The organism is Arthrobacter globiformis (genome assembly GCF_003261175.1).
GTDB lineage: Bacteria > Actinomycetota > Actinomycetes > Actinomycetales > Micrococcaceae > Arthrobacter > Arthrobacter globiformis_A.
The window spans coordinates 24,207-46,035 of the sequence record NZ_QLNP01000095.1; the positions used below are offsets into that span (position 1 = coordinate 24,207).

Annotated in this window: 21 protein-coding genes; 7 read left to right on the forward strand and 14 right to left on the reverse strand. The window is 66.4% G+C overall.

The annotated features are described in order from the left end of the window. Positions 1-17: 17 nt before the first annotated feature. From DBZ45_RS15545 to glgC, 4 genes are all read right to left on the reverse strand, one after another. The gene (locus tag DBZ45_RS15545) at positions 18-500 is read right to left on the reverse strand and encodes a pyridoxamine 5'-phosphate oxidase family protein (protein WP_111904781.1); all 483 of its coding nucleotides are present in this window, start codon (positions 498-500) and stop codon (positions 18-20) included. 82 nt (positions 501-582) lie between these two features. Continuing rightward, positions 583-1,059 (reverse strand): pyridoxamine 5'-phosphate oxidase family protein, encoded by a 477-nt coding sequence (locus tag DBZ45_RS15550; RefSeq protein ID WP_111904782.1) that lies wholly within the window; start codon positions 1,057-1,059, stop codon positions 583-585. A gap of 38 nt (positions 1,060-1,097) precedes the next feature. Next, positions 1,098-2,549 (reverse strand): SDR family NAD(P)-dependent oxidoreductase, encoded by a 1,452-nt coding sequence (locus DBZ45_RS15555; protein ID WP_111904783.1) that lies wholly within the window; start codon positions 2,547-2,549, stop codon positions 1,098-1,100. 62 nt (positions 2,550-2,611) lie between these two features. Then, positions 2,612-4,024 (reverse strand): glucose-1-phosphate adenylyltransferase, encoded by a 1,413-nt coding sequence (gene glgC, locus DBZ45_RS15560; protein ID WP_111904784.1) that lies wholly within the window; start codon positions 4,022-4,024, stop codon positions 2,612-2,614. A gap of 99 nt (positions 4,025-4,123) precedes the next feature. Here glgC and glgA point away from each other — a divergent pair, with 99 nt between their 5' ends. Beyond that, positions 4,124-5,320, forward strand: a complete 1,197-nt coding sequence (gene glgA, locus DBZ45_RS15565; protein WP_111904785.1) for a glycogen synthase — start codon at positions 4,124-4,126, stop codon at positions 5,318-5,320. A 70-nt stretch (positions 5,321-5,390) separates the two neighbouring features. Here the strand turns inward: glgA and DBZ45_RS15570 are convergent, their stop codons facing one another. Both DBZ45_RS15570 and DBZ45_RS15575 read right to left on the reverse strand, forming a co-directional pair. Next, positions 5,391-7,487 carry an acyl-CoA dehydrogenase family protein gene (locus tag DBZ45_RS15570; RefSeq protein WP_111904786.1) on the reverse strand — a complete coding sequence of 699 codons (2,097 nt, stop codon included), beginning with the start codon at positions 7,485-7,487 and terminating at the stop codon, positions 5,391-5,393. A 52-nt stretch (positions 7,488-7,539) separates the two neighbouring features. Further along, complete coding sequence (locus DBZ45_RS15575) at positions 7,540-8,226, reverse strand: TetR/AcrR family transcriptional regulator (protein WP_223257110.1); 687 nt, start codon at positions 8,224-8,226, stop codon at positions 7,540-7,542. 61 nt (positions 8,227-8,287) lie between these two features. Between DBZ45_RS15575 and DBZ45_RS15580 the strand changes: the two genes are divergently transcribed. From DBZ45_RS15580 to DBZ45_RS15590, 3 genes are read left to right on the forward strand one after another with little or no spacing between them, the layout of a single operon-like run. Next, entirely contained in the window at positions 8,288-9,640 is a 1,353-nt protein-coding gene (locus DBZ45_RS15580) for an acetyl-CoA C-acetyltransferase (RefSeq protein ID WP_111904788.1), read from the forward strand. Continuing rightward, complete coding sequence (locus DBZ45_RS15585; RefSeq protein WP_111904789.1) at positions 9,633-10,967, forward strand: 3-oxoacyl-ACP reductase; 1,335 nt, start codon at positions 9,633-9,635, stop codon at positions 10,965-10,967. Before DBZ45_RS15580 ends, DBZ45_RS15585 begins: the two co-directional genes overlap by 8 nt. Further along, on the forward strand, positions 10,964-11,875 hold the full coding sequence (locus DBZ45_RS15590; RefSeq protein ID WP_111904790.1) for a MaoC family dehydratase: 912 nt from the start codon (positions 10,964-10,966) through the stop codon (positions 11,873-11,875). The genes DBZ45_RS15585 and DBZ45_RS15590 overlap by 4 nt, the downstream gene beginning before the upstream one ends. Positions 11,876-11,927: 52 nt before the next feature. On the opposite strand, the gene DBZ45_RS15595 is transcribed toward DBZ45_RS15590, so the two are convergent. The 4 genes from DBZ45_RS15595 to DBZ45_RS22990 form a co-directional block, all read right to left on the reverse strand. After that, positions 11,928-12,983 carry an FUSC family protein gene (locus DBZ45_RS15595; protein WP_111904791.1) on the reverse strand — a complete coding sequence of 352 codons (1,056 nt, stop codon included), beginning with the start codon at positions 12,981-12,983 and terminating at the stop codon, positions 11,928-11,930. A gap of 69 nt (positions 12,984-13,052) precedes the next feature. Then, on the reverse strand, positions 13,053-14,234 hold the full coding sequence (locus DBZ45_RS15600) for a glutathione S-transferase family protein (protein WP_223257111.1): 1,182 nt from the start codon (positions 14,232-14,234) through the stop codon (positions 13,053-13,055). Positions 14,235-14,243: 9 nt separating this feature from the next. Beyond that, the gene (locus DBZ45_RS15605) at positions 14,244-15,008 is read right to left on the reverse strand and encodes a M50 family metallopeptidase (protein WP_111904792.1); all 765 of its coding nucleotides are present in this window, start codon (positions 15,006-15,008) and stop codon (positions 14,244-14,246) included. 40 nt (positions 15,009-15,048) lie between these two features. Then, on the reverse strand, positions 15,049-15,207 hold the full coding sequence (locus DBZ45_RS22990) for a hypothetical protein (protein ID WP_190243154.1): 159 nt from the start codon (positions 15,205-15,207) through the stop codon (positions 15,049-15,051). 191 nt (positions 15,208-15,398) lie between these two features. On the opposite strand from DBZ45_RS22990, the gene DBZ45_RS15610 reads away from it, so the two are divergent. Continuing rightward, the gene (locus DBZ45_RS15610; RefSeq protein WP_111904793.1) at positions 15,399-15,863 is read left to right on the forward strand and encodes a GatB/YqeY domain-containing protein; all 465 of its coding nucleotides are present in this window, start codon (positions 15,399-15,401) and stop codon (positions 15,861-15,863) included. Positions 15,864-15,983: 120 nt separating this feature from the next. Next, positions 15,984-16,184, forward strand: coding sequence for a hypothetical protein (locus DBZ45_RS15615; RefSeq protein ID WP_146617531.1), 201 nt, complete (start codon positions 15,984-15,986; stop codon positions 16,182-16,184). An 80-nt stretch (positions 16,185-16,264) separates the two neighbouring features. On the opposite strand, the gene DBZ45_RS15620 is transcribed toward DBZ45_RS15615, so the two are convergent. The 4 genes from DBZ45_RS15620 to DBZ45_RS15635 form a co-directional block, all read right to left on the reverse strand. After that, entirely contained in the window at positions 16,265-17,431 is a 1,167-nt protein-coding gene (locus DBZ45_RS15620) for a glycerate kinase (RefSeq protein ID WP_111904795.1), read from the reverse strand. Position 17,432: 1 nt separating this feature from the next. Further along, the gene (gene dctA, locus DBZ45_RS15625) at positions 17,433-18,917 is read right to left on the reverse strand and encodes a C4-dicarboxylate transporter DctA (RefSeq protein ID WP_111904796.1); all 1,485 of its coding nucleotides are present in this window, start codon (positions 18,915-18,917) and stop codon (positions 17,433-17,435) included. Positions 18,918-19,055: 138 nt separating this feature from the next. Next, on the reverse strand, positions 19,056-20,153 hold the full coding sequence (locus tag DBZ45_RS15630) for a tartrate dehydrogenase (RefSeq protein WP_111904797.1): 1,098 nt from the start codon (positions 20,151-20,153) through the stop codon (positions 19,056-19,058). A 136-nt stretch (positions 20,154-20,289) separates the two neighbouring features. Further along, a complete protein-coding gene (locus DBZ45_RS15635; protein ID WP_111904798.1) occupies positions 20,290-21,207 on the reverse strand; it encodes a LysR family transcriptional regulator in 918 nt (305 codons plus the stop codon). Positions 21,208-21,371: 164 nt separating this feature from the next. On the opposite strand from DBZ45_RS15635, the gene DBZ45_RS15640 reads away from it, so the two are divergent. Then, positions 21,372-21,827, forward strand: coding sequence for an SRPBCC family protein (locus tag DBZ45_RS15640; RefSeq protein WP_190243155.1), 456 nt, complete (start codon positions 21,372-21,374; stop codon positions 21,825-21,827). Positions 21,828-21,829 lie beyond the last annotated feature (2 nt).

Below are 21,829 nucleotides of genomic sequence, written 5' to 3' on the forward strand. Positions count from 1 at the left end.
GGCGCTCTACTCGAGAGTCACTCGGCCGAGGACTTCACCGCGCCGCTCAGCTGGGTCCACCAGGTGAGCGGCGGTGTGACCTTGAAACGACGGCCGGTGACCGAGTCGGGCGTGATGCGGATGAAGTGGTCCTTCTGTCCCGCCTGCCACGGGAAGAGGTAGAGCGAGGCGGAATCGAGCACTTCCTCGATCCCCGTGACCGGTGCCGCCTTGCCTTTGACCACCACACTCCACGCCATCCCGGAAACCGCATCCACGCCGTCGGCCTCCAGCGCCACCGGCGCTTCGCCCAGCGCGCCGCCCAGCTTGGTTCCCGTGCCTGTCCGGAACACCAGCGTTCCGTGGTCAACCGTGTAGTTGAGCGGGAAAATATCCGGATGGTCGTCCACCCACACGGCGAGGCGGCCCACCGAAACCTGCCTCAGCAGGTCCCAGCACTGCCGGGATTCGAGATGTTCCACCGACTCCGGGGAGGGGCCGGGTGACGGGTCAGCTGCCATGCACCAGAGCCTACGCCGGAGCCGCCTGTCCTGCCAGAGTCGGGGCAGCCTGCCACTGCGTGGCGCCTTCGGGAGGCGCTACCTACTCGAAGGACGCCCTGCGCTGGTCCTCAAGCCGGGTTGACCAGATGTGCGGAGCAGCAACCCTGAAGCGCCGGCCGGTCAGCACTTGCAGTGACAGGCGGACGTAATGGAATTTGTCGCCGGGCTCCCATGGCTCCAGGCCCAATGCGTCCGCCGCGGCCTGCTCCGTAGTGCTATCCACCAGGGTGGTGGTGCCGTGTGCCACGACGCTCCAGGCCTCCTGGCTGTCCGCATCGTAGCCGTCGATCTCAAACGCCGCATGCGTTTCCTTGCTGGATTGCCAGAGCTTGGTGCCGCCGGCGGTGCGGAAGACTATGCTGCGGTGCTCGATGACAAAATTGACCGGAAATATTTCCGGGCGGCCGTCCACGATGAGGGCGAGCCTGCCCACCACCGAAGCGGCAAGCAGGTCCCAGCACTGGTCGAAGGTGAGCTTTCCGTCCTGCGGTGCGCCGTCCTGTGATGCCGTGTTCATGGAGCCATGCTACAAAACGGCGGCAGCAGCCGCGAGGATTACCAGGGGCTGGACTTGTAGTCCTTCAGGAACACCCCGTACTGGTCTTCGCCCTTTTCGCCCATGACGATCGGATCGTAGACACGGGCTGCACCGTCCACCAGGTCCAACGGCGCGTGGAAGCCTTCCTCCATCAGCCGGACCTTGGTGAAGTGCGGGCGTTCGTCGGTGATCCAGCCGGTATCGACGGCGGTCATGAGGATCCCGTCGGAGTCCAGCATCTCCTGGGCGCTGGTCCGGGTCATCATGTTCAGGGCCGCTTTGGCCATGTTGGTGTGCGGGTGCCCCGGTCCCTTGTAGGCCCGGGAGAACTGGCCCTCCATGGCGGAGACGTTGACGATGTACTTGCGGTGCGCAGTGGACCGCTTCATGGCATCCCGCAGCCGGCTGACCAGCAGGAAGGGCGCGGTGACGTTGCACAGCTGCACCTCGAGCATCTCCAGCGGATCCACCTCGTCCACCACCTGCGTCCAGCTGTTGATGGTGGCAAGGTCCGGAACCAGGCCGCCGGCGTCGATGGCCGTTCCGGCGGCGATCCGCTCCAGCGACGCCGAACCGGTGGACAGGGCAAGGGACGTGACGGCGTCGCCCGCCAGGACCGGGTGTTCAGTGACGCTGCTGGCAATCGCGAGCGGGTGCTTGTCATGCGCATGGCCGAAGGTGACCAGTTCCGGACCACCGTTGGCTGCTTCCAGGGCTGCGGGAAGAGGCTCGTCCTCGGCGTCCACCAGCGGCTTGTACGCATTGCCGGAGCGGCGCACCGTCTGGGCGGCGTTGTTGATGATGATGTCCAGCGGCCCGGCGGCATTGAGGTTGTCGGTGAGGGCCATGACCTGCGAGGGGTCGCGCAGGTCGATGCCCACGATCTTCAGCCGGTGCAGCCATTCCGCGCTGTCCTCCATGGCCGCAAAGCGCCGCGCGGCATCTTTGGGGAAACGCGTGGTGATGGTGGTGTGCGCGCCGTCGCGGAGCAGCCGCAGGGCGATGTACATGCCGATCTTGGCGCGGCCGCCGGTCAGCAGGGCACGCCGGCCTGTGAGGTCCGTACGGGCATCGCGTTTGGAATGGCTGAAAGCCGCGCACTCAGGGCACAGCTGGTGGTAAAAGGCGTCCACCTGGGTGTAGTGCTGCTTGCAGATGTAGCAGGGCCGGGACCTGATGAGGTGGCCGGCGACCTTCCCCGTGGCGGACGTGGCGAGTTTGTTGCCACGCGTCTCGTCGTCGATCCGGTCCGGAGCAGCGGTGGCGGTCTGGGCCAGCACGGCGCGGTCCGCTTCGGCGATCAGGTCCCGCTTGGTGACGCGGCGGTGCCGCTTGACGGCCTTGAACATTTTGCCTGTGGCGCGGCGCACCGAGACGTAGTCAGGGTGCTCCTCGTCGTAGACGTGGATGGTGTTCAAAACCTTGAGGCAGGCCTGAATCTCTTCAGGCGTCAGATCGGCGGAGCTCATTGATCTGATTTTACAGCCTGTGGAGGGTCAGACCTGCCTCAAGGGAGTTGCTTGAACAGGGATCAGGAACGGACGGCCTGCTGCGGGGAGTTCACACCAGCGGCGGCGGCCTGCACTTTGCCCACGTGCTCGGCTGAGCTGCGGATCTCGGGCCAGTTCTCGGTGGCGGCCTTCACAGCGTTCGGGACCAGGTGCAGGTTCGCCGCGGACAGCGCACGCTCGGCGTCGTCCGGTTCCGGCACGACCTGGTGTTTGGAGAGCACCGTGATGCCCGAGTCCGTCACCTTGAAGCCGCGGGCGCGGTCGAGGTCCGGGTCCAGGCCGATGGCCGCTCCTGCGGGGACCTTGACGTTCTTGTCGATGATGGCCCGGCGCACGACGGCGCCCTTGCCGATCGTGACCTTGTCCATGAGCACCGAGTCAATGACGCGGCTGGCAGAGCCGACATAGACGTCGTTGGACAGCACAGAACCTTCCACGATGCCGCCGGAGATGACAACGCCGCTGGCCACGATTGAATCAAGGGCCGTTCCCACGGTGTTGTTGTCGCCGCGGACGAACTTGGCGGGTGGGGAAATGCTCTGGCGGGTGTAGATGGGCCACTCGGAGTTGTACAGGTTGAACACCGGCAGCGGCGAGATCAGGTCCATGTGGGCGTCATAGAAGGAGTCGATGGTACCGACGTCACGCCAATAGGTCCGGTCCCGTTCGGTGGAGCCGGGAATATCGTTGAGGGTGAAGTCGTAAACGCCGGCCTGACCCTGGTTGACGAAGTAGGGAATGATGTCCCCGCCCATGTCGTGCTTGGTGTCCAGCCGCTCGGCGTCAACGTGGAGCGCATCCACCAGGGCGTCGGCGTCGAAGACGTAGTTGCCCATGGAAGCCAGGAACTGGGTGGGGTCTGCGGCCAGCCCGGGGGTGGAGGCGGGCTTCTCCACGAATGCGGCGATCTTCTGGGGGTCCTCGGGATCCACCTCGATCACACCGAACTGGTCGGCCATGTTGAGGGGCTGGCGGACCGCCGCCACGGTGGCCTTGGCGCCGCTCTTGACATGCTGTTCGACCATCTGGGAGAAGTCCATCCGGTAAACGTGGTCCGCGCCCACTACTACGACGATGTCGGGGTTGGCGTCGTGGATCAGGTTCAGCGACTGGTAGATCGCGTTGGCGCTGCCGAGGAACCAGCTCTTGCCCACGCGCTGCTGGGCCGGAACGGACGCGACGTAATTGCCGAGCTGCGTGGACATTCGCCACGTCTCGGAAATGTGGCGGTCGAGGCTGTGCGACTTGTACTGCGTCAGGACCACGATCTGGAGGTACCGGGAGTTGACGAGATTCGACAGCGCGAAATCGATGAGCCGATAACTGCCGGCAAATGGCACAGCAGGTTTGGCCCTATCTGCCGTCAGCGGCATGAGTCGGTTTCCCTCGCCCCCCGCGAGGACAATGGCCAGGACTTTCTTCGTTGACGGCATGGTCGCTCCTGTACGCCTTCGTATCTCCCCAAAAAATCCGGTTTGTCCGGACTTTCTTCACACTAGAACAGTTCAACCGTAACGACTACCTTGGGTAACGTGCGAATAGACATTGTGACTAAAGAGTTTCCGCCCGAAATCTATGGGGGCGCGGGAGTCCACGTGGCCGAGCTGAGCCGGGTCCTGGCCCAGCATGTCGACCTTCAGGTGCGCGCTTTTGGCGCGCCCCGGGATGCCGACTACCATGGCGCCGCCGTGACCTCCTACTCGGTGCCCGAGGATCTGGGTGCGGCGAACGCCGCCGTTCAGACCCTCGGCGTGGACCTGCGCATCGTTCCCGACGTTGCCGGAGCGGACCTGGTGCATTCGCACACGTGGTACGCCAACATGGCCGGCCACCTGGCATCGCTGCTGCACGGCATCCCGCATGTGCTCAGCGCCCACAGCCTGGAACCGCTGCGGCCCTGGAAGGCTGAGCAGCTGGGGGGCGGCTACGCCCTGTCCTCGTGGGTCGAGAAGACCGCCTATGAAGCGGCCGCCGCGATCATCGCGGTGTCCGAGGGCATGCGCCAGGACATCCTGCGCAGCTACCCCGAGGTTGACCCGGCGAAGGTCAAGGTGGTGCACAACGGCATTGACGTCAGCCTGTGGAACCGCGACGAAAACGACGACGTCATCCGCACCCTGGGCATCGACCCCGCCCGCCCCAGCGTAGTTTTCGTTGGGCGCAACACCCGGCAGAAGGGTGTCCCGTACCTGCTGCGGGCCGCCGCCAAGCTCCCCGCGGACGTCCAGCTGGTCCTCTGCCTCGGCGCCGCGGATACGCCGGAACTCGCAGCGGAGACCGCCCGCCTGATCGAGGAGCTGCAGAGCCAGCGCAGCGGCGTGGTCCTGATCGAGCGCATGCTTCCCCGCAATGAGCTGATCCAGGTGCTGAGCCACGCCACAGCGTTCGCCTGCCCCTCCATCTACGAACCGCTGGGCATCGTGAACCTTGAAGCGATGGCCTGTGGCGCTGCCGTAGTGGCCAGTGCAACCGGCGGCATCCCCGAGGTGGTCAACCACGGCGAGACCGGCCTGCTGGTGGAGCTCGAGCAGGTGACCGACGGCACGGGCACGCCGCTGGATCCGGAGAAGTTCGTCACCGAATTCGCCGCGGCCCTGACCGAGGTTGTGTCCGACCCGGCCCGTGCACGCGAAATGGGCCAGGCCGGCCGCAAGCGCGCCGAGGAGCACTTCTCCTGGGAATCGATCACCCAGACCACGCTGGACGTCTACCGTTCAGTCCTCAAGTAGCACAACGCCATGAACGCCCGACGGCGGAGACCTCCTTTGGTGGGTCCCCGCCGTCGGGCGTTGTGCTTAATTAGCGGTGCGGTGTAAGTAACTTTTCCGGCACGGGGGCTGTTCCGCTGGCGCGCTGGACGCGGTAGTAGTCCCGAGCCTCGTCCTGGCGGACCTTTTCGGCGCCGGTGGCGATGGCGGCGCGGAGGTGCGCCGGGCCGTAGCCGAAGGCGTCCACAAGGTCCAGCGCATGCGGGCGCAGCTTGACCAGGAGCCGGTTGATATAGCCGCCTACCGTCCGTGCGCGCTGCATCGAAAGCCTGCCGTTCATCAGGTACCACGACAGGTTGTCCTCGATGAGGGACAGCCCAAATAGATCCCGGAGCCAGGTCAGCACGGTCCTGGTTCCCGGATCGGTGACTTTGCCCAGCGCCTCGGTGAAGGCTTCCCACTGCAGGAGTTCAGCGTGCGCCCGGGCGGCATCGATGAGCTCGTCCTGGTGCTGGTTGAACATCGCGGATGCCTCGCGCTGCGGAAGCCGGTTGGCGCCCCTAAGGGCAGCGGCTGCTTCGGCAACCATCGTCTGGACGCGGTCCGTGAGCAATGCGCGCTGGCTTTCCTCATCGCGGAGGGCAATGGCCGCCTTCTGGACGGAGCCGTTGTCAGCCACGAACTGGGCCACCTGGCGCAGGCCCGTCCGGTGGACGGCGGTGCCGGCGGCCTGGTTGACCACATACCGTGCCAGCACACCGAACGTGGCGCTGCGGAATTCCTTGGCGTAGTCGGCCAGCAGCCGCTTGGCCACGAGCTGCAGCAGGACGGTGTTGTCGCCCTCGAACGTGACATAGACGTCCAGGTCGGCGCGGAGCGAGGCGAAGCGGTTCTCGATCAGGAACCCGGCTCCGCCGCAGGCTTCCCGGCATTCCTGCAGGGTGTCCAGAGCATGCCACGTACTCAGCGGCTTCAGCGCGGCGGCCAAGGTTTCCAGGTCCTGGCGGTCCTCGTCGGAATCGTGGGCGCCGGAAAAGACGTCGTCCAGCTTTTCGAGCAGCTGATCATGCGCGAAGCCCGCGGCGTAAGTGGTGGCCAGCCGGGTGAAGAGCCGGCGCTGGTGCCGCTGGTAGTCCAGCAGCACCTCTTCCTCGACGGGGGACGAGGCGTTGAACTGCCGCCGTTCGGTTGCGTAGGTGATGGCGGTCTTCAGGGCGAGCTTGGACGCGGCGACGGCGGCACCGTCCAGGCTCACGCGGCCCTGCACCAGCGTGCCGAGCATGGTGAAGAACCGCCGTCCGGGGCTCGCAATGGGCGAGGTGTAGTTGCCTTCCGCGTCCACGTCGCCGTAGCGGTTGAGCAGGTTGGTGCGGGGGATGCGGACATGGTCGAAGTGCAGCCGGCCGTTGTCGATGCCGTTGAGACCGCCCTTCACGCCGTCATCCTCGCCGCCGATCCCCGGCAGGAACGCCTTGCTGGCGGGGTCGCGCAAATCCACATAGAACGCGTGTACGCCGTGGGTGACACCGCGCGTCACCAGCTGGGCGAACACCACGGCGCCGAGCCCGTCGATGGCCGCGTTGCCGATGTAGTCCTTCCAGGCGGCACGGAACGGCGTGTGGATCACGAACTCCTGCGCGTCCGGATCATAGGTTGCCGTGGTGGCGATGCTGGCGACGTCTGATCCGTGCCCGGTTTCGGTCATGGCGAAGCAGCCCGGGATGTCCAGGTTCATGATGCCCGGCAGCCACTTCCGGTGGTGCTCCGCGGTGCCGAGGTGCATTACGGCCGAACCGAACAGGCCCCACTGCACACCGGCCTTGATCTGCAGCGACGGGTCGGCGGTGACCAGTTCCTCAAAGCCGGCAATGTTGCCGCCGTGGTCGTCGGACCCGCCGAAGCTGGCAGGGAAGGCGCGGTGGACGGCGCCGCTGTCCACCAAGTGCTTCAGCTGCCCGAAGGTGCGAAGACGGTGCTCCGTGTGCGTGAGTCCTTCCACCTTGTGCAGCTCCTCGCGTGCCGCCAGGTCGCGCGCCTGCCGGCGGACGTCGGCCCACCTGCCCAGCAGCAGCTCATCCAGGGCGGCGACATCGACGGCGGGCAACGGCCCTGCCGTCGCTGGGACCTCCGGCCGGCCGGACGCTGCATGGGTGGTTGTGCCCGCCGGGCGGTCCGCTATTTCAGTCATGTCGATCCCTTCGTTGGTACGGGTCCTTCGTTGGTCCTGGCCGCTTCCGGTGCTATTGAACGTCCGTGAGTTCCGGCGCGATGCCGACGCACAGCCAGTCGGTGATCTGCCGCGCCATGGTTTCCTGGTCAGGTTTGGCGGGGGAGTCCGGAGTGGCCAGCCACTGCTCGCCGGCGTTGCGCACCAGGCCGATGGCTGCGTTGGGCCAGTAGCCGATCACAGATTCCTTGCCTTCGCCGAGGTGGGTGCGCATGGGCGTGGCGATCATGTCCGCAATGGCCTCAAAGAAGTGGCCCAGGGCGCCCGCCGTGGTGATGGTGGTGGGACCGCCGTCGGACTCCGCAGCGGAGTATCGCGTGACAAAGATGTAGACGTTGGGGCTGGTTTCAGCCATCTGGAGGTAGGCCGAGACCATGGCGAACAAGCCCTGCCGGGGCGTCTGCGCGCTTTGCGCCGCCTCCTTGATGCGCTGCTGCATCTGCCCCAGCACTACTTCCCCCACCGCCTGCTGCAGGCCGGCCTTGTCACCGAAGTAGCGGTAGAACACCGACTTCGATGTGCCGGCCGCCGCGGCAATGTCCTCCATGGAGGCATCGCTGCCGAGCGCGTGGACCGCCCGCCGGGCGGCCTTGATGAGTTCCCGCCTCCGTTCTTCGCGGTGCCCCTGCCAGCGCGAGGCGCGGCCGTCCACGGGTTCAGCGGGGGAGTCCGAAGACACGGGCGGAGGAATCAAGTTCACGATACCCAGCGTATCAGGTACGCTGGGTATCGATAACCAGCCGGATCAAAGGAGATAGCACATGCCCGTGGATGGACAGCCTCAAAGCGTGCGGAAGGCCGTGGTGGTCGGCGGCAACAGGATCCCGTTCGCCCGGACGGGCGGCGCGTACACCAAATCGTCCAACCAGGACATGCTCACCGCCGCCCTGGACGGCCTGATCGCCCGCTTCGGCCTGCAGGAGGAGCGCATCGGCGAGGTGGCGGCGGGCGCCGTCCTCAAGCACTCCCGGGACTTTAACCTGACGCGTGAAGCAGTCCTCGGCTCGGCGCTGTCACCGGAAACTCCCGCCTATGATCTCCAGCAGGCCTGCGCCACCGGCCTGGAAACAGTGCTGGGCCTGGCCAACAAGATCAGGCTCGGCCAGTTGGACTCGGCCATCGCGGGCGGTGTGGACTCCGCGTCCGATGCCCCCATTGCCGTCAGCGAAGGCCTCCGCGAGGTGCTGCTGGACCTCAGCCGCGCCAAGACGCTCCCGCAGCGGCTCCAGATCCTGGCCCGGCTGCGCCCCAAGGATCTCGCCCCGGACGCGCCGAACACCGGAGAGCCCCGCACCGGACTGTCGATGGGTGAGCACCAGGCCCTGACCACGGCCCAGTGGAACATCTCCCGCGAGGCGCAGGACGAACTTGCCCTCAACAGCCACCGGAACCTCGCCGCCGCCTACGAGGCCGGGTTCTTCGACGATCTCCTCACGCCCTACCGCGGGCTCACCCGGGACTCCAACCTCAGGCCGGACACGAGCCCCGAAAAGCTGGCAACGCTGAAGCCCGTGTTCGGCCGGAACCTGGGCTCGGAAGCCACCATGACTGCCGGCAACTCCACGCCGCTCACGGACGGCGCCTCCACCGTGCTGCTCGCTTCGGAGGACTGGGCGGACGGGCACGACCTGCCCAAGCTCGCCACCGTCCTGGACGGCGAGGCTGCCGCCGTGGATTTCGTCCACGGCAAGGACGGGCTGCTCATGGCGCCGGTGTTCGCCGTCCCGCGCCTGCTGGCACGCAACGGCCTCACCCTGGACGACATCGACTTCTTCGAGATCCACGAAGCCTTTGCCGGGACGGTACTGAGCACGCTGGCCGCGTGGGAGGACGAAAAGTTCGGCCGCGAGCGCCTCGGCCTGGATGGCGCCTTCGGCAAGGTCGACCGGTCCAGGCTGAACGTCAACGGATCGTCGCTGGCCGCCGGGCACCCGTTTGCTGCCACGGGCGGCCGCATCGTGGCCACCCTGGCTAAAATGCTGCATGAGAAGGGAACTTCCGGCGGGCGCCCCGCGCTGGGGCTCGTGTCGGTTTGTGCCGCCGGCGGCCAGGGCGTCGTCGCACTGCTTGAGGCGTACTCGGCAGGAACTACCCCGGGGGACATCCATGACTGACACCTACGCGAGGCTGGTTAACCACGGCCTTGGACGGGACCTGGCCCGGAAGCTCGGCCTGCCGCAGCCGGCCGAGCTTCGGCGCTACCACCCGGGCCAGCCACTGATCGACGGGCCGGTCCTGGTCGGCGGCTCCGGACCAGGCGCAGACGGGATCGCGGCGGCGCTGCTTTCCTGGGGCCTCGACGTCCGCCGCCACGCCGTTCCCAAGGAAAAGCTTGGCGGAATCGTGCTAGTCCTTGATGCCGTCGAAGCGCCCGTCGACCTGCAGCAGCCGGTCCTTGCGGCAGCGCCCTCACTCCGCGACCTTACCCCCGGCGGCCGCGTGGTAACGGTCTCGCGCGTGCCCGGCGGAACGCCGTCCACGGCCGCCGCCAGGCAAGGCGTGGACGGGCTGCTGCGGTCCCTGGCCAAGGAACTGCGCGGGGGCGCCACCGGCAACGGCATCCTCCTGGCAGAAGACATCAGTCCCACCGCCCCGTCAGCCCTGGGCGCGCTGCGCTTCTTCCTCTCCGGCCGGTCAGCGTTCGTGGACGGCCAGTTCGTCCGCGTCAGTTCCGCGGACGGCAGGATGCCCGACGACGCCGACGCACCGCTCGCGGGGAAGGTCGCCGTGGTGACCGGGGCGGCCCGCGGGATCGGCGCGGCCATCGCCCGGACACTGCACCGCGACGGCGCCACCGTTGTGGCGGTGGACGTTCCCGCGGCCGGGGACCACCTGGCGGAGGTCGCAAACGGGATCAGCGGGACCGCGCTGCAACTGGACATCACCCGCGACGATGCCGGGCAACGAATCATTGAGCATGCCGTGCAGCGCCACGGCCGGCTCGACGTCGTGGTCCATAATGCCGGCATCACCCGCGACAAACTGCTGGCCAACATGGACCAGGCCCGCTGGGGTTCGGTCATAGATGTGAACATCGGCGCCCAACTGCGCATCAATGAGGCGCTCCTGGCCTCCGAGCACTTCCGTTCCGCGCCGCGCATCGTTGCGGTTGCCTCCACAAGCGGCATTGCCGGCAATCGCGGACAAACCAACTATGCTGCATCCAAGGGCGGGGTGATGGGCATGGTCCGGGCCACCGCGCCCCTGCTGGCCGAATACGGCGGTTCGATCAATGCCGTGGCGCCTGGATTCATCGAGACAGAGATGACCGCGCGGATTCCCTTCGCCACCCGGGAGATTGCCCGGCGTCTGAATTCGCTGCAGCAGGGCGGGCGGCCGGAGGACGTCGCCGAGGCGATTTCCTTCCTCGCGGGCGATTCCGGAGGGGGCATTTCCGGAGAGGTGCTGAGGGTGTGCGGACAAAACCTGGTGGGGGCATGACCGCCAGCCAGCCCCTCATCCTGGGGGAAATGCCGTCCCTCTCCAAGCTGTACGTGAACGCGGCGGCCACGGCGGCGCGCCGCCGGATCCTGGGCTCGCATGCCGACGGCGTGCTGCCCGCCGTGAGCCACGAAGTCCGCGACGTCCGTCCCGACGTCGAAAACCTCACGGCCTACCAGCACCTGCTGGGAGAGACTGCCAGTGACGTGCTCCCGGCAGGGTTCATCCATGCCCTGGCGTTTCCTGTGGCCATGAGCGTCATGAACCGCGACGACTTCCCGCTGCCCCTGCTGGGGATGATCCATCTGCGGAACGTGATTGAGTACCGCAGGCCGGTCAGGTTCACTGAACCGCTGGACATTGTGGCGAGGGCGGCGACGCTCCGGGCCCACCGCGCCGGAACGCAGCTGGACATCGTGGCGGAGGTTCGCGCTTCCGGTGGCGGCGACATCTGCTGGAGCGGCGTGTCCACCTACCTGGCCAAGGGGGTGTTCCTGCCGGGCATCGACAAGGCCTCGGCCGCCGTCGCGCCGCAGGGTTTTTCGGCTCCGGACCCCACGGCCCTCTGGCAACTTGGCGTGGACACCGGCCGTGCCTACGCTGCCGTGTCCGGGGACTTCAACCCGATCCACCTGAGTGTACTTTCCGCCAAGGCACTGGGGTTTCGCCGGTCCATCGCCCACGGCATGTACCTGGCGTCGAGGGCGCTGGCGGATGTGGGCGCTGCCAAAGGCGACGCGTTCCGCTGGGAGGTGGCGTTCGAGGCCCCGGTTTTCCTTCCCGCACGGGTGGCGCTGGACATTTCGACGGCGGAGACCGGGGACGGCGGCTGGCTGCGGTCCGGCTACGTGGCCTGGAGTCCGCGGTCCGGCCGCAAGCACTTCAGCGGATCGGTGGCGGCGCTGTAGCAAGGCGTGGTGCGGTGCGGTGCGGTACTGCAGCCTGGGTGGTGCAGTCGGGCTACTTGGCGTTCGGGTTGGCGACCCGGAGGATGCGGTGCAGGCTAAGCAGGATTGATCCTGCCGCGCTCGGCGTGCCGGCCCCGTTGCCTTCGGCGGCGGTGCGGTCTTCGAGGGAGGCGACCGCCGCATGGGCTGCCTGGAACAGCTCTGCCTGCCGGTCGGCGTCGTCCTCCTCCGCCGAACGAAGCACCTCGCCCACGGCGAAAAGGGCCTCGGCAAGCGGTTCGCTGTAGGGCAGGGGGATGGTGAAGGGCATGTCCTCGCTCCAGATGACGTCGGCCAGCACCTCTGTCATGTCCTGGATGTGGAAGGTGATCTGCTCGAGGTCGCGGACGCTCTGGTAGTCCTTGTCCACGTCGCGCGGATGGAACCGGCGGCGCGGATTGGCCTCCCGGCTGGCGTCAGCCTTCTGCACGGCTGCCCGCACGGAGCGGGCTGACTGCGCCAGGTCCTCGGACCGGCGCGACCAGTCCTCGTGTTCGGGCGGCCATTTTTCGTGCATGGCCGCCCCCATATCCTGCAGCTGCCGGGCCAGGGACAGCCGCAGCTCCGCCAGGCTCAGGGCCGCGGCGTTAAAGTGCAGTGGAGGAAACACGAGCAGGTTGACGGCGACGCCGACCACCACGCCCACGCCCATCTGCAGCAAGTAGCCGTAAGAGAAATCGTCCGGGTTCTGCCTGCCCACCAGCAGCACCAGCAGGGCCGCCGTCGGAATCCAGTCCCGACCCGCGCCCAGGCGCGGGAGCCCTGCGAGCAGGACGCCCAGTGCCATGACCAATGCCACAGTGAGAGGCGTGGCCCCGAAGCTGATGAGGAGGAAAGCCAGTCCGACGCCCGCGCCCAGGCCCACCAGGGTCTGGAAACCCTGGCGCATGGAACCCGACACGTTTTCGTACATTGCCACCAGCGCACCGAGCGGGGCGTAGTACGCATAGTGTGCGGCAGACCCGGGCATGAAAGGCGCAACCCAAAACGCGATGCCTGCGGCCAGTCCCGCTTTGGCGGCAAGCTGCAGGCGCGGTGCTGCCAGGGCGCGGGCTACCCTTGTGGACACTGACCGCCAGATCCTGTGCGGCAGCGGATCACGGTGCTGTTTTGGGGTGCTCATCCGGCCCCTGCGGCGCTAACCGGCTCCGTGGCCGGCGGCCACTTCCTCGCCCGCCTTCACCGGGCCTGGCGGAGTGCCGTCGCCGAAGGGGCTTCCTCCCAGGGACTCCCTGCCATGGTCGCTCAGCCAGCCGGACAGCTCCGGGCCCGCGGGGACGATCTGCGTGGGGTTAATGTCCTCGTGCACTATGTAGTAGTGCTGTTTGATCTGCACGAAGTCGATGGTGTCACCGAAGCCGGGCGTCTGAAACAGGTCCCGGGCATAACCCCACAGTGCGGGCATTTCGCTGAGCTTGTTCCGGTTGCACTTGAAGTGGCCGTGGTACACGGCATCGAAGCGCGCGAGGGTGGTGAAGAGCCGGACGTCCGCCTCGGTCATGGAGTCACCCACCAGATATCTCTGGCCGGTGAGCCGTTCCTCCAGCCAGTCCATCGCGTTCCACAGCCGGGTGTAGGCAGCATCGTAGGCCTCCTGGGACCCGGCGAAGCCACACCTGTAAACACCGTTGTTGACCTCCGTGAAAACGCGTTTGTTAACACTGTCGATTTCCCCGCGCAGGTGTTCCGGGTACAGCTGCGGCGCACCCGGGCGGTGGAAATCCGTCCATTCCGTGGAGAAATCCAGAGTGATCTGAGGGTAGTTGTTGGTGACCACCGCTCCGCTGGCGATGTCCACCACAGCAGGAACTGTGATGCCGCGGGGGTAGTCCGGGAAACGCCGGAAGTAGGCCTGCTGCAGCCGCTCGATGCCCAGCACCGGGTCCTTGCCGCCCGTGTCCAGGTCAAAGGTCCAGGACCGGGCATCGTGGGTGGGGCCGGGCTGGCCGAGGCTGATGACGTCCTCGAGCCCCAGGAGCCTGCGGACGATGACGGTGCGGTTGGCCCACGGGCATGCCCGCGCGGCAATCAGCCGGTAGCGCCCCGGTTCCACGGGCCAGCCTGGTTCGCCGTTCGGGCCGGGCGTGCCGTCCCGGGTGATCCGGTCCTCGATGTAGCTGGTGTCCCGGTTGAACTCGCCGCCGGTGACGTACGCGCCCTTGGTGCTGTGTGATTCTTTGCTGTGTGATTCTTTGCTGTGTGGTTCTTTGCTGTCTGGTTCTCTGATGCGGGGCTCGGCGATGTGAAATTCGGTGCCTTGCGGTTCCCCTGCGTGGCGTCCCCTGCCGTGTGCTTCGACTGTGCTGGTCTTCTCACTCATGGCTCCAGACTATGTTGCCGCTCCAAAGACCCGCGACATCGGCTGCCATGCAACCAGCCAGCAGGCCGCCACCACCAGGGAGAACAGGGCGATCCAGACGCCGGAGGGCACTGCAGTGGCGCGGTAGAGGATGTAGGCGTCGGAGGACCGCAGCTGGTCGCGGCGGCGGAGGTGGACATTCGTCAGCTTGAGCAGGTCCCGGACGGCAGCAACGAGAAGGGCGACGCCAAGAATGATGGACACGTGGCCCGTGAACGCGGCGGGCACATTGATGATCATGGCAGCCACCGCCACCACCGACCCAAGGAGGATCAGCACGCCGGCGGCGTTGCGGATGAAGAGCAGTGACGCCAGCAGGATCAGCAGTCCGGCAGACATGGCGGCCGGGCCCCAGCCGCTGAAGCCCGCCCACACCAGGGCAGCGCCGGTCACTCCGGGAACCGGATAGCCCCAAAATCCTGACCACACAGCGGCGGCGCGCCCCCGGGTATAGGACGTGGTGGTGCCGCCGTGATTCAGCTGGAGCCGGATGCCGCCCAGCCGCTGGCCGCTGGTCAGGGCAGCAAAGGCGTGCCCCAGTTCATGGGTCACGGTGGCGAGCAGGCCGAAATATCGCCATGTGGCCTTGGGAACGGACAGTGCAGCCGCGAGGAGCACCACCGCGAGGAGCTCAGTGACGGAGACCGCGGGAACAGCAGTCTGGGTGAATCCGGCCGTCACACGGTCCCACCATTGTTCGGGGAGGGACGGGCCGGGGACTTGCAGGTAAACCATAGGAATCAAGGCTACAGGGGCAGTGCCCTTCGGGCCCTGCTCACAGCCCGGGCAGGGTTGGCGGATCCTCCATCAGCGATGAGGCGTCGTCAGGGACCACCAGATGCAGCATGCTTTCCACGGGGGCTTCGCCCATCGCGATAAGGAGCTCATTGATAGACATCTGCCCGGCAAGTTCACCGGGATGTTCCTCTTCCATACCTAGAACATATGTGCGAAGACCGCCGGCAGCGGAGAAGGACACGCGGCAACACCTGATCCTGGACGGCACCGGCGCCTCGCAGCGCAGGTTTCTGCGCGGTGCGGGGTACTCGGCATTGCTGTGTCCTAGGCGCTACGGGCCTGCGGGTCCACGATTGAGGTACACACCATCGTCGGGAGAAGGAAGCCATGGCCACGCTGAAGGAACGCCTGCACGGGGATGTCGTTGCACATCTGAAGGAGCACAACAAGGTGGCCCTGGGCACCGTGCGCAGCGTCCTGGGCGAGATCGAGACCCGGGAGAAGTCCGGCAAGACGCCGGTGGAGCTCGACGACACGCAGGTGACGGCATTGCTGCAGAAGGAGGCGGCGAAACGGCGCGACACCGCCCGCATTTACACCGAAGCGGGGGAATCGGAGCGGGCCGCTGCGGAAGTCGCCGAAGCAGAGGTTATTGAGGCGTACCTGCCGAAGGCTCTCACCGCCGCCGAGGTGGAGGGCATCGTGGACGAGGTCATCGACGGTTTGCGGGCGGACGGCACGGAGCTGTCCGTGCGGCACATGGGCGCCGTGATGAAGCCGGTGACAGCCCGGGTGGCAGGCCGTTTCGACGGCAAGGCCGTGAGCGATATCGTCCGCCAGCGGCTGACCTGAGCAGGGTGGGGCGGGGCGACCTTCAAACCACCGACGCTGCCTGCCAATCGACACAGAACGGCAATCGACACTGCCCGGCAATGGGAGGACGATGAATGTACACCAACTGTTAGGAGGTCGGTGATGTGCTATTCATCGTGTGAGGGATGGCGGAATTACAGGAAGGAAGCGGCCAAGGAGGCCGAGGGACGCCCGGAAGCAAGGCCTGCCGAGACCCCCGAACCCCAGGTGCAGGCAGAGGAAAGCAGGATGTGGGCCTACCTCGCCCGGCTGGAGGAAACCGCTGACCGTGACCGTGACCGCATCCGCGAGAACGCGTAGGCACAGCAAAGAAAGGCCCCGCCGCTGCGGGACCTTTCTTTCTGCTTGCGGCCATACTTCAGGAGGCCGGATGGCAAGTGCTACTGGTGCCGAAGTCCCGCTGCTATCTCCTGTCCGATCCGGTGCAGCAGTGCGGCGGTAAGTCCGGGGTCTTTGGAGGAGTCCCGGTCCGTGTAGTCCGCCAGCGTGTACACCCGGTTCAACGACATCTCGGACCAGCGCTCCTGCGGGAGCAGCGAGCGCCCGGCCACCGCGATGAGCGGGCGGGCGCCCGAGCGGCGGGCGACAGCGGCGGGAAGCTTGCCGGCCAGGGTCTGTTCGTCGATGCTTCCTTCGCCGGTGATGACGACGTCGCAGCTGTCCTTGCGCGTGTCGAAGTCCAGCAGGTCCAGGAAGTAGTCGGCGCCGGAAACCTGTTTCGCTCCCAGCAGCAGACAGGCGTAGCCGAGTCCGCCTGCGCTTCCCGCGCCTTCGTGCTCCGCCAGGGCAGCGGCGTAGGGCAAACCGGCCTCTGACAGCTTGGCCACGAGGTGCGCCAGGCCGTCATCGAGGGCCGCGATCTCCGTGGACCCGGCGCCCTTCTGCGGTCCGAAGACGGCAGGGGCACCGGTGGGACCGAGCAGCGGATTGTGCACATCGCTGGCCACGATGAACTCTGTATCAGCGAGTTCCGGGAAGTCTCTCCGCTGGATGGAGTGGATCTGGACCAGCGTCCTGCCGTTGCCCTCCAGCTGCCGCCCTTGGACGTCGAGGAAGCTGTAGCCCAGGGCGGTGAGCATTCCCATGCCGCCGTCGGTGCTGGCACTTCCGCCCAGTGCCAGCACGATCCTGGCGGGCTTGAGGCTGAGGGCGAACAGGACGGCTTCGCCGAAACCACGGCTGGAGGCGTTCAGCGGTTCCAGCTTCCCGTCGGGCAGGAGTGCCAGTCCGCAGGTGTTGGCGACCTCAACCACTGCGGTGGAGCCGTCGAAAGCGATGCCGGCCTGGACCGGCTGGCCGGTGGGGCCGGCGACCGTGTAGCTGCGGCGGGTGAAGCCGGAGGCGACGGCGGCGTCGACGCTGCCGTCGCCGCCGTCGGCCAGTGGAAGCAGTTCGCACTGGACCGCTCCGGCCGTGCCGGACACATCAGCTGCGGAGCGGATCCCCGCGGCCAGCGCCTGGGCAACCTCGGCCGCGGTGAGGCTGCCTTTGAACTTGTCAGGGGCAATGAGGGTCCGCACGAATTTCGGGGCGGTGGTGATGGTCATGTCAGACGTTTTCCGAGTAGGCGGGGCGGCGGTCAGCAGACGGTGCGGGTACGACGTCGGCAGCATGCCTGGGAGCCGGATCCCCGGATCCGTGGTGCTTCGGGTTGTGGTGGCCGTATTCGGTCAGGTCGTCGTCGATGTCGGTGACGTCGTCGACGTGCACGGGGTCCTCTGCGGGCATCGGCTCGACGGTTTCTCCGGCGAAGACGCGGCGTGCGCGGTCGGCGTCGAGGGTCCGGTCCCACCAGGCGATGAAAAGGGTGGCAACGGCATTGCCGGTGAAGTTCACGATGGCGCGGCATTCGGACATGAACTTGTCGATGCCGAAGATGAGCATGATGCCGGCGGCCGGGATGGTGCCGATGGTGGTCAGGGTGGCGGTCAGGGCGATGAAGCCGCCGCCGGCGACGCCTGCTGCACCCTTGGAGGTCAGCAGCATGACGGCGAGCAGGCCCAGCTGCTGGCCGATGGTCAGGTCGGTGTTGGTGGCCTGGGCGATGTAGAGGGCTGCCAGGGATAGGTAGATGGCGGCGCCGTCGAGGTTGAAGCTGTAGCCGGTGGGCACGACGAGGCCGACGGTTTCCTTCTTCACGCCGGCGTGCTCGAGCTTGCGCATCAGGCCGGGGAGGGCCGGTTCGGCGGTGGAGGTGCCCAGAATGAGCATGTATTCCTCTTTGAGGTGCCGGATCATCGCGAAGATGTTCAGCTTCAGGAACGCCATCACGGAACCGAGGACCACCACGATGAACAGGATGGACGTGACGTAGAAGAGGGCGATCAATCCGCCCATGCTGGTCAGCGAGGACACCCCGTACTTGCCGACGGCGAACGCCATCGCGCCGAAGGCACCCAGCGGGGCGGCCTTCATGATGAAGCTGAGGATCTTGAACATAACCGCGGTCAGGCGCTGCACACCGTCCAGGACAGGAGCGCCGACCTTGCCCATGGCGTTCAGGGCGATGCCGAAGACGACGGCGATGAAGATGATCTGCAGGATGTCGCCCTCAACGAACGGGCCCACGATGCTGCTGGGGATGATGTGGGTGAGGAACTGCCACCATTCCTGGTGTGCGCCGGCGTCGATGAGCTTCGCGGCGGACTCGGATGTCTTGATGGTGGACGCGTCCGCGTTGACGCCGTCGCCGAGGCGGAAGACATTAATGGCGACCAGGCCAAAGACCATGGCGCAGATGGTGCCGATCTGGAAGTAAGTCAGGGCCTTCAGGCCCGTCATGCCGACCTTCTTCAGGTCCGCGACGCTGGCGATGCCGCCCACGATGGTCAGGAACACGATCGGGCCGATGAGCATCTTCATGGAATTCACGAAGGTAGTGCCGATGGGTTCCATGGCGATGCCCGTGGACGGCGCGAGCCAGCCGACCAGGATGCCGATGAGAATGGCGGTCAGAACCCAGAAGTACAGCTGCTTGTACCAGCGGGTCTTGCGGGCAGGTGCTGCCTGACCGGCGGTGGTGATGTGGTCCATGATTCCTACCTCATTGTGGAACGTCGCTGGAGATGTCTTGAAGAATGAATGTGCGGGACGGGCGGGAGTTCTGCTACCTCGCCGCCCGTCCCGGGGCTGGTTGTGCGCTCGGCGGGCCGGGCGCGGGAGGTGCTGTGGTTAGACGGTTGCCAGGGTGCTGGTCAGGGCCTTGATGATCGCCTCGGTGACGTCCTCGGTGTTGGCTTCGCCGCCGATGTCGCGGGTCAGGTACCCGGCGCCGGTGGTCTGCTCGATGGCGGCCTCCACCTTCCGGGCTTCCTCGTGCAGGCCGAAGTGGTCCAGCATCAGGGCGGCGCTGGCGATCGCGCCGATCGGGTTGCTGATGCCCTTGCCGGCGATGTCGGGGGCGGATCCGTGGACCGGTTCGAACATGGACGGGAAGCGGCGCTCGGGGTTCAGGTTGGCGCTCGCGGCCAGGCCCAGGCTCCCAGCTAGTGCCGAGCCCAGGTCCGACAGGATGTCGGCGTTCAGGTTCGAGGCCACGACGACGGAGAGGTCCTCGGGCTTGAGGATGAACTTCGCGCTCATGGCGTCCACCAGGACGCTTTCGGTCTGTACGTCCGGGTAGTCCAGGGCCACGCGGTTGAAGACTTCGTCCCAGAGGACCATGCCGTACTGCTGGGCGTTGGACTTGGTGACCGAGGAAACCTTCTTCACCGTGCGGGTCCGGGCCAGGTCGAAGGCGAAGCGCATGATGCGTTCGCAGCCCTTCTCGGTGAACAGTGCGGTTTGCAGAGCCACTTCGTTGCCGGGGCCGCGGCCGCTGAGGTTCCGGCCGCCGAGGCCCGCGTACTCGCCTTCGCTGTTCTCGCGGACAACGATCCAGTCGAGTTCGGTGTTGTCGGCCTTGCGGAGCGGGGACTCGACGCCGGGGAGGAACTTGACCGGGCGAATGTTGGCCCACTGGTCGAAGTTCTGGGTGATGTTCAGGCGCAGGCCCCACAGGCTGATGTGGTCCGGGACGTTTTCCCAGCCGACGGCGCCGAAGTAGATGGCGTCGAAGTCCTTCAGGGCCTCCAGGCCGTTGGGGTCCATCATCTGGCCGGTCTTTTCGTAGTAGCCGCAGCCCCAGGGGAACTCGGTCCAGTCGAAGGCGAACTTGCCGCCGGAGTTCTCTGCCAGGGCGTCCAGGACGCGGCGGCCGGCGGAGACAACTTCCTTGCCGACGCCGTCTGCGGGGATTGAAGCGATGCTGAATTTCTGGGTGGCGCTCATGTGCCGACCTCCTCGTTGAGTTTTTTGGCAGCGTGGTCCTGTTAGCGGGGTCACACTGTTTTCTTCCTCTTCAAGTAGACGGCCCGGCGGTTATTCGCGTCCAAGACTTAGTTTGGATACGGCAGATAGGTTCTGCCTATCGCTCCAGCGACCGGTCGGCGTCCGGTTCCTTAACCACGTGCAGCTCAGCAACCTTCAAGAATGCACGGGCAGCGGGTGTCAGGCCGTCCTTCCGGCTCAGGATAGCCACGTCCAGGTGGGAAACGGGCTCGATCTGAAGGGTGCGCAGTCCGGCCTTGTGTGCCGTCGGCGCCCAGGAAGATGGCATGACGGCGTGCCCGACGCCCGCCAGCACCAGGGGCAGGATCGAGGTCCGGTGCGCGACTTCGACGACGATTTCGGCTTTGACGCCATGGGCCAGGGCGTCGTCCACGAGCCACCTCATCAGTGACCCGCGCTGGCTGGCGATCAGCCGGTGCCCGTCCAGGTTCTCCCGCTGCATGGTGCTCCCGGCGGTGAACGTGTCTGCGTGGGGGTTGACGATGAGGATGAGCGGCTGGCGTTCCAGGTCCAGGACGTTGACGCCGGGGACCCGGATGGGACTGGAGGAGCCGGCCAAGCCAATTTCGGTGCTGCCGCTGCGGACCGACTCGATGACCTCCTCTGGAGTGAAGGCGGCGCTGACGTTGAGGCGAACTTCCGGGTGCAGCCTGGTGAACTCGGCGGTCATGGATGTCAGCGGCTCGATGCCGGGGGAGGGCATAGTGATGATGTCCAGGCGGCCGCTCCGCAGGCCGCGGAGCGCCTGCACGGCAGACTGGGCTGCGTCCAGATCCCGCATCACCAGCCGGGCGGGGCCCACCAGTTCCTTTCCGGCCTCGCTGAGGACAGCCCGGCGCCCGATGCGGTGGAACAGCGGCACGCCCAGGTCCTTCTCCAGGCTGGCGATGGTCTGGGACAGGGACGGCTGCGCGATGAGCAGGTGTTCTGCCGCCCGGTTGAATCCCTCGTGGTCAACCACCGCCAGGAAATACTTCAGCTTCCGGGTGTCCACGCCAACTCCTTTTCCCGGCCCGTTCTGCTGTTTGGCCCGGACCTGGGCCTGCCCCTTCGTGGCGGAGGCCGGCCGAGGCTCTGATAGCTTACGCCTATCAGCGGCCGCGGGACGTGATTCGAAAGCCGGCAACGCGCTGGTGAAACTGCTGGAATACTCTGAGCATGGCCGTCACCCTCCAATGCACCTCGCAGACAACCATCGGGATGACCGAACTGTTCGACCTCTCCCGGAGCATAGACGCCCATAAGGACTCGATGGCCCGTTCCCAGGAGGAAGCCGTTGGAGGCGTCACGTCGGGCCTTATCTCATTGGGGCAGGAGGTCACCTGGCGCGCCTGGCACTTCGGGCTGCCTATACGGATGACGAGCCGGATCACGGAGATGCAGGCACCGCACTACTTTGTCGATGAACAGGTCCGGGGGCCGTTCCTTCGCTTTCGCCACGTCCACGAATTCAGTGAAGTTCCGGCCGGAACTGTCATGGTGGACCGGATCGACTTCGCGGCGCCGTTCGGGCTCCTGGGACGGGTGGCGGAGAAACTCTTCCTGGCGCGCTACCTCCGAAAGCTCATTGAGACGCGCAACCAGCACCTGACCGCCGGAGCACGGGCTGAATGATG

Coding starts and splice junctions, on each gene's coding strand:
- DBZ45_RS15545 (WP_111904781.1), bottom strand. CDS start 500: ATGGCAGCTGACCCGTCACCCGGCCCCTCCCCGGAGTCGGTGGAACAT.
- DBZ45_RS15550 (WP_111904782.1), bottom strand. CDS start 1,059: ATGAACACGGCATCACAGGACGGCGCACCGCAGGACGGAAAGCTCACC.
- DBZ45_RS15555 (WP_111904783.1), bottom strand. CDS start 2,549: ATGAGCTCCGCCGATCTGACGCCTGAAGAGATTCAGGCCTGCCTCAAG.
- glgC (WP_111904784.1), bottom strand. CDS start 4,024: ATGCCGTCAACGAAGAAAGTCCTGGCCATTGTCCTCGCGGGGGGCGAG.
- DBZ45_RS15570 (WP_111904786.1), bottom strand. CDS start 7,487: ATGACTGAAATAGCGGACCGCCCGGCGGGCACAACCACCCATGCAGCG.
- DBZ45_RS15580 (WP_111904788.1), top strand. CDS start 8,288: ATGCCCGTGGATGGACAGCCTCAAAGCGTGCGGAAGGCCGTGGTGGTC.
- DBZ45_RS15585 (WP_111904789.1), top strand. CDS start 9,633: ATGACTGACACCTACGCGAGGCTGGTTAACCACGGCCTTGGACGGGAC.
- DBZ45_RS15590 (WP_111904790.1), top strand. CDS start 10,964: ATGACCGCCAGCCAGCCCCTCATCCTGGGGGAAATGCCGTCCCTCTCC.
- DBZ45_RS15600 (WP_223257111.1), bottom strand. CDS start 14,234: ATGAGTGAGAAGACCAGCACAGTCGAAGCACACGGCAGGGGACGCCAC.
- DBZ45_RS15605 (WP_111904792.1), bottom strand. CDS start 15,008: ATGGTTTACCTGCAAGTCCCCGGCCCGTCCCTCCCCGAACAATGGTGG.
- DBZ45_RS22990 (WP_190243154.1), bottom strand. CDS start 15,207: ATGGAAGAGGAACATCCCGGTGAACTTGCCGGGCAGATGTCTATCAAT.
- DBZ45_RS15610 (WP_111904793.1), top strand. CDS start 15,399: ATGGCCACGCTGAAGGAACGCCTGCACGGGGATGTCGTTGCACATCTG.
- DBZ45_RS15620 (WP_111904795.1), bottom strand. CDS start 17,431: ATGACCATCACCACCGCCCCGAAATTCGTGCGGACCCTCATTGCCCCT.
- dctA (WP_111904796.1), bottom strand. CDS start 18,917: ATGGACCACATCACCACCGCCGGTCAGGCAGCACCTGCCCGCAAGACC.
- DBZ45_RS15630 (WP_111904797.1), bottom strand. CDS start 20,153: ATGAGCGCCACCCAGAAATTCAGCATCGCTTCAATCCCCGCAGACGGC.
- DBZ45_RS15640 (WP_190243155.1), top strand. CDS start 21,372: ATGGCCGTCACCCTCCAATGCACCTCGCAGACAACCATCGGGATGACC.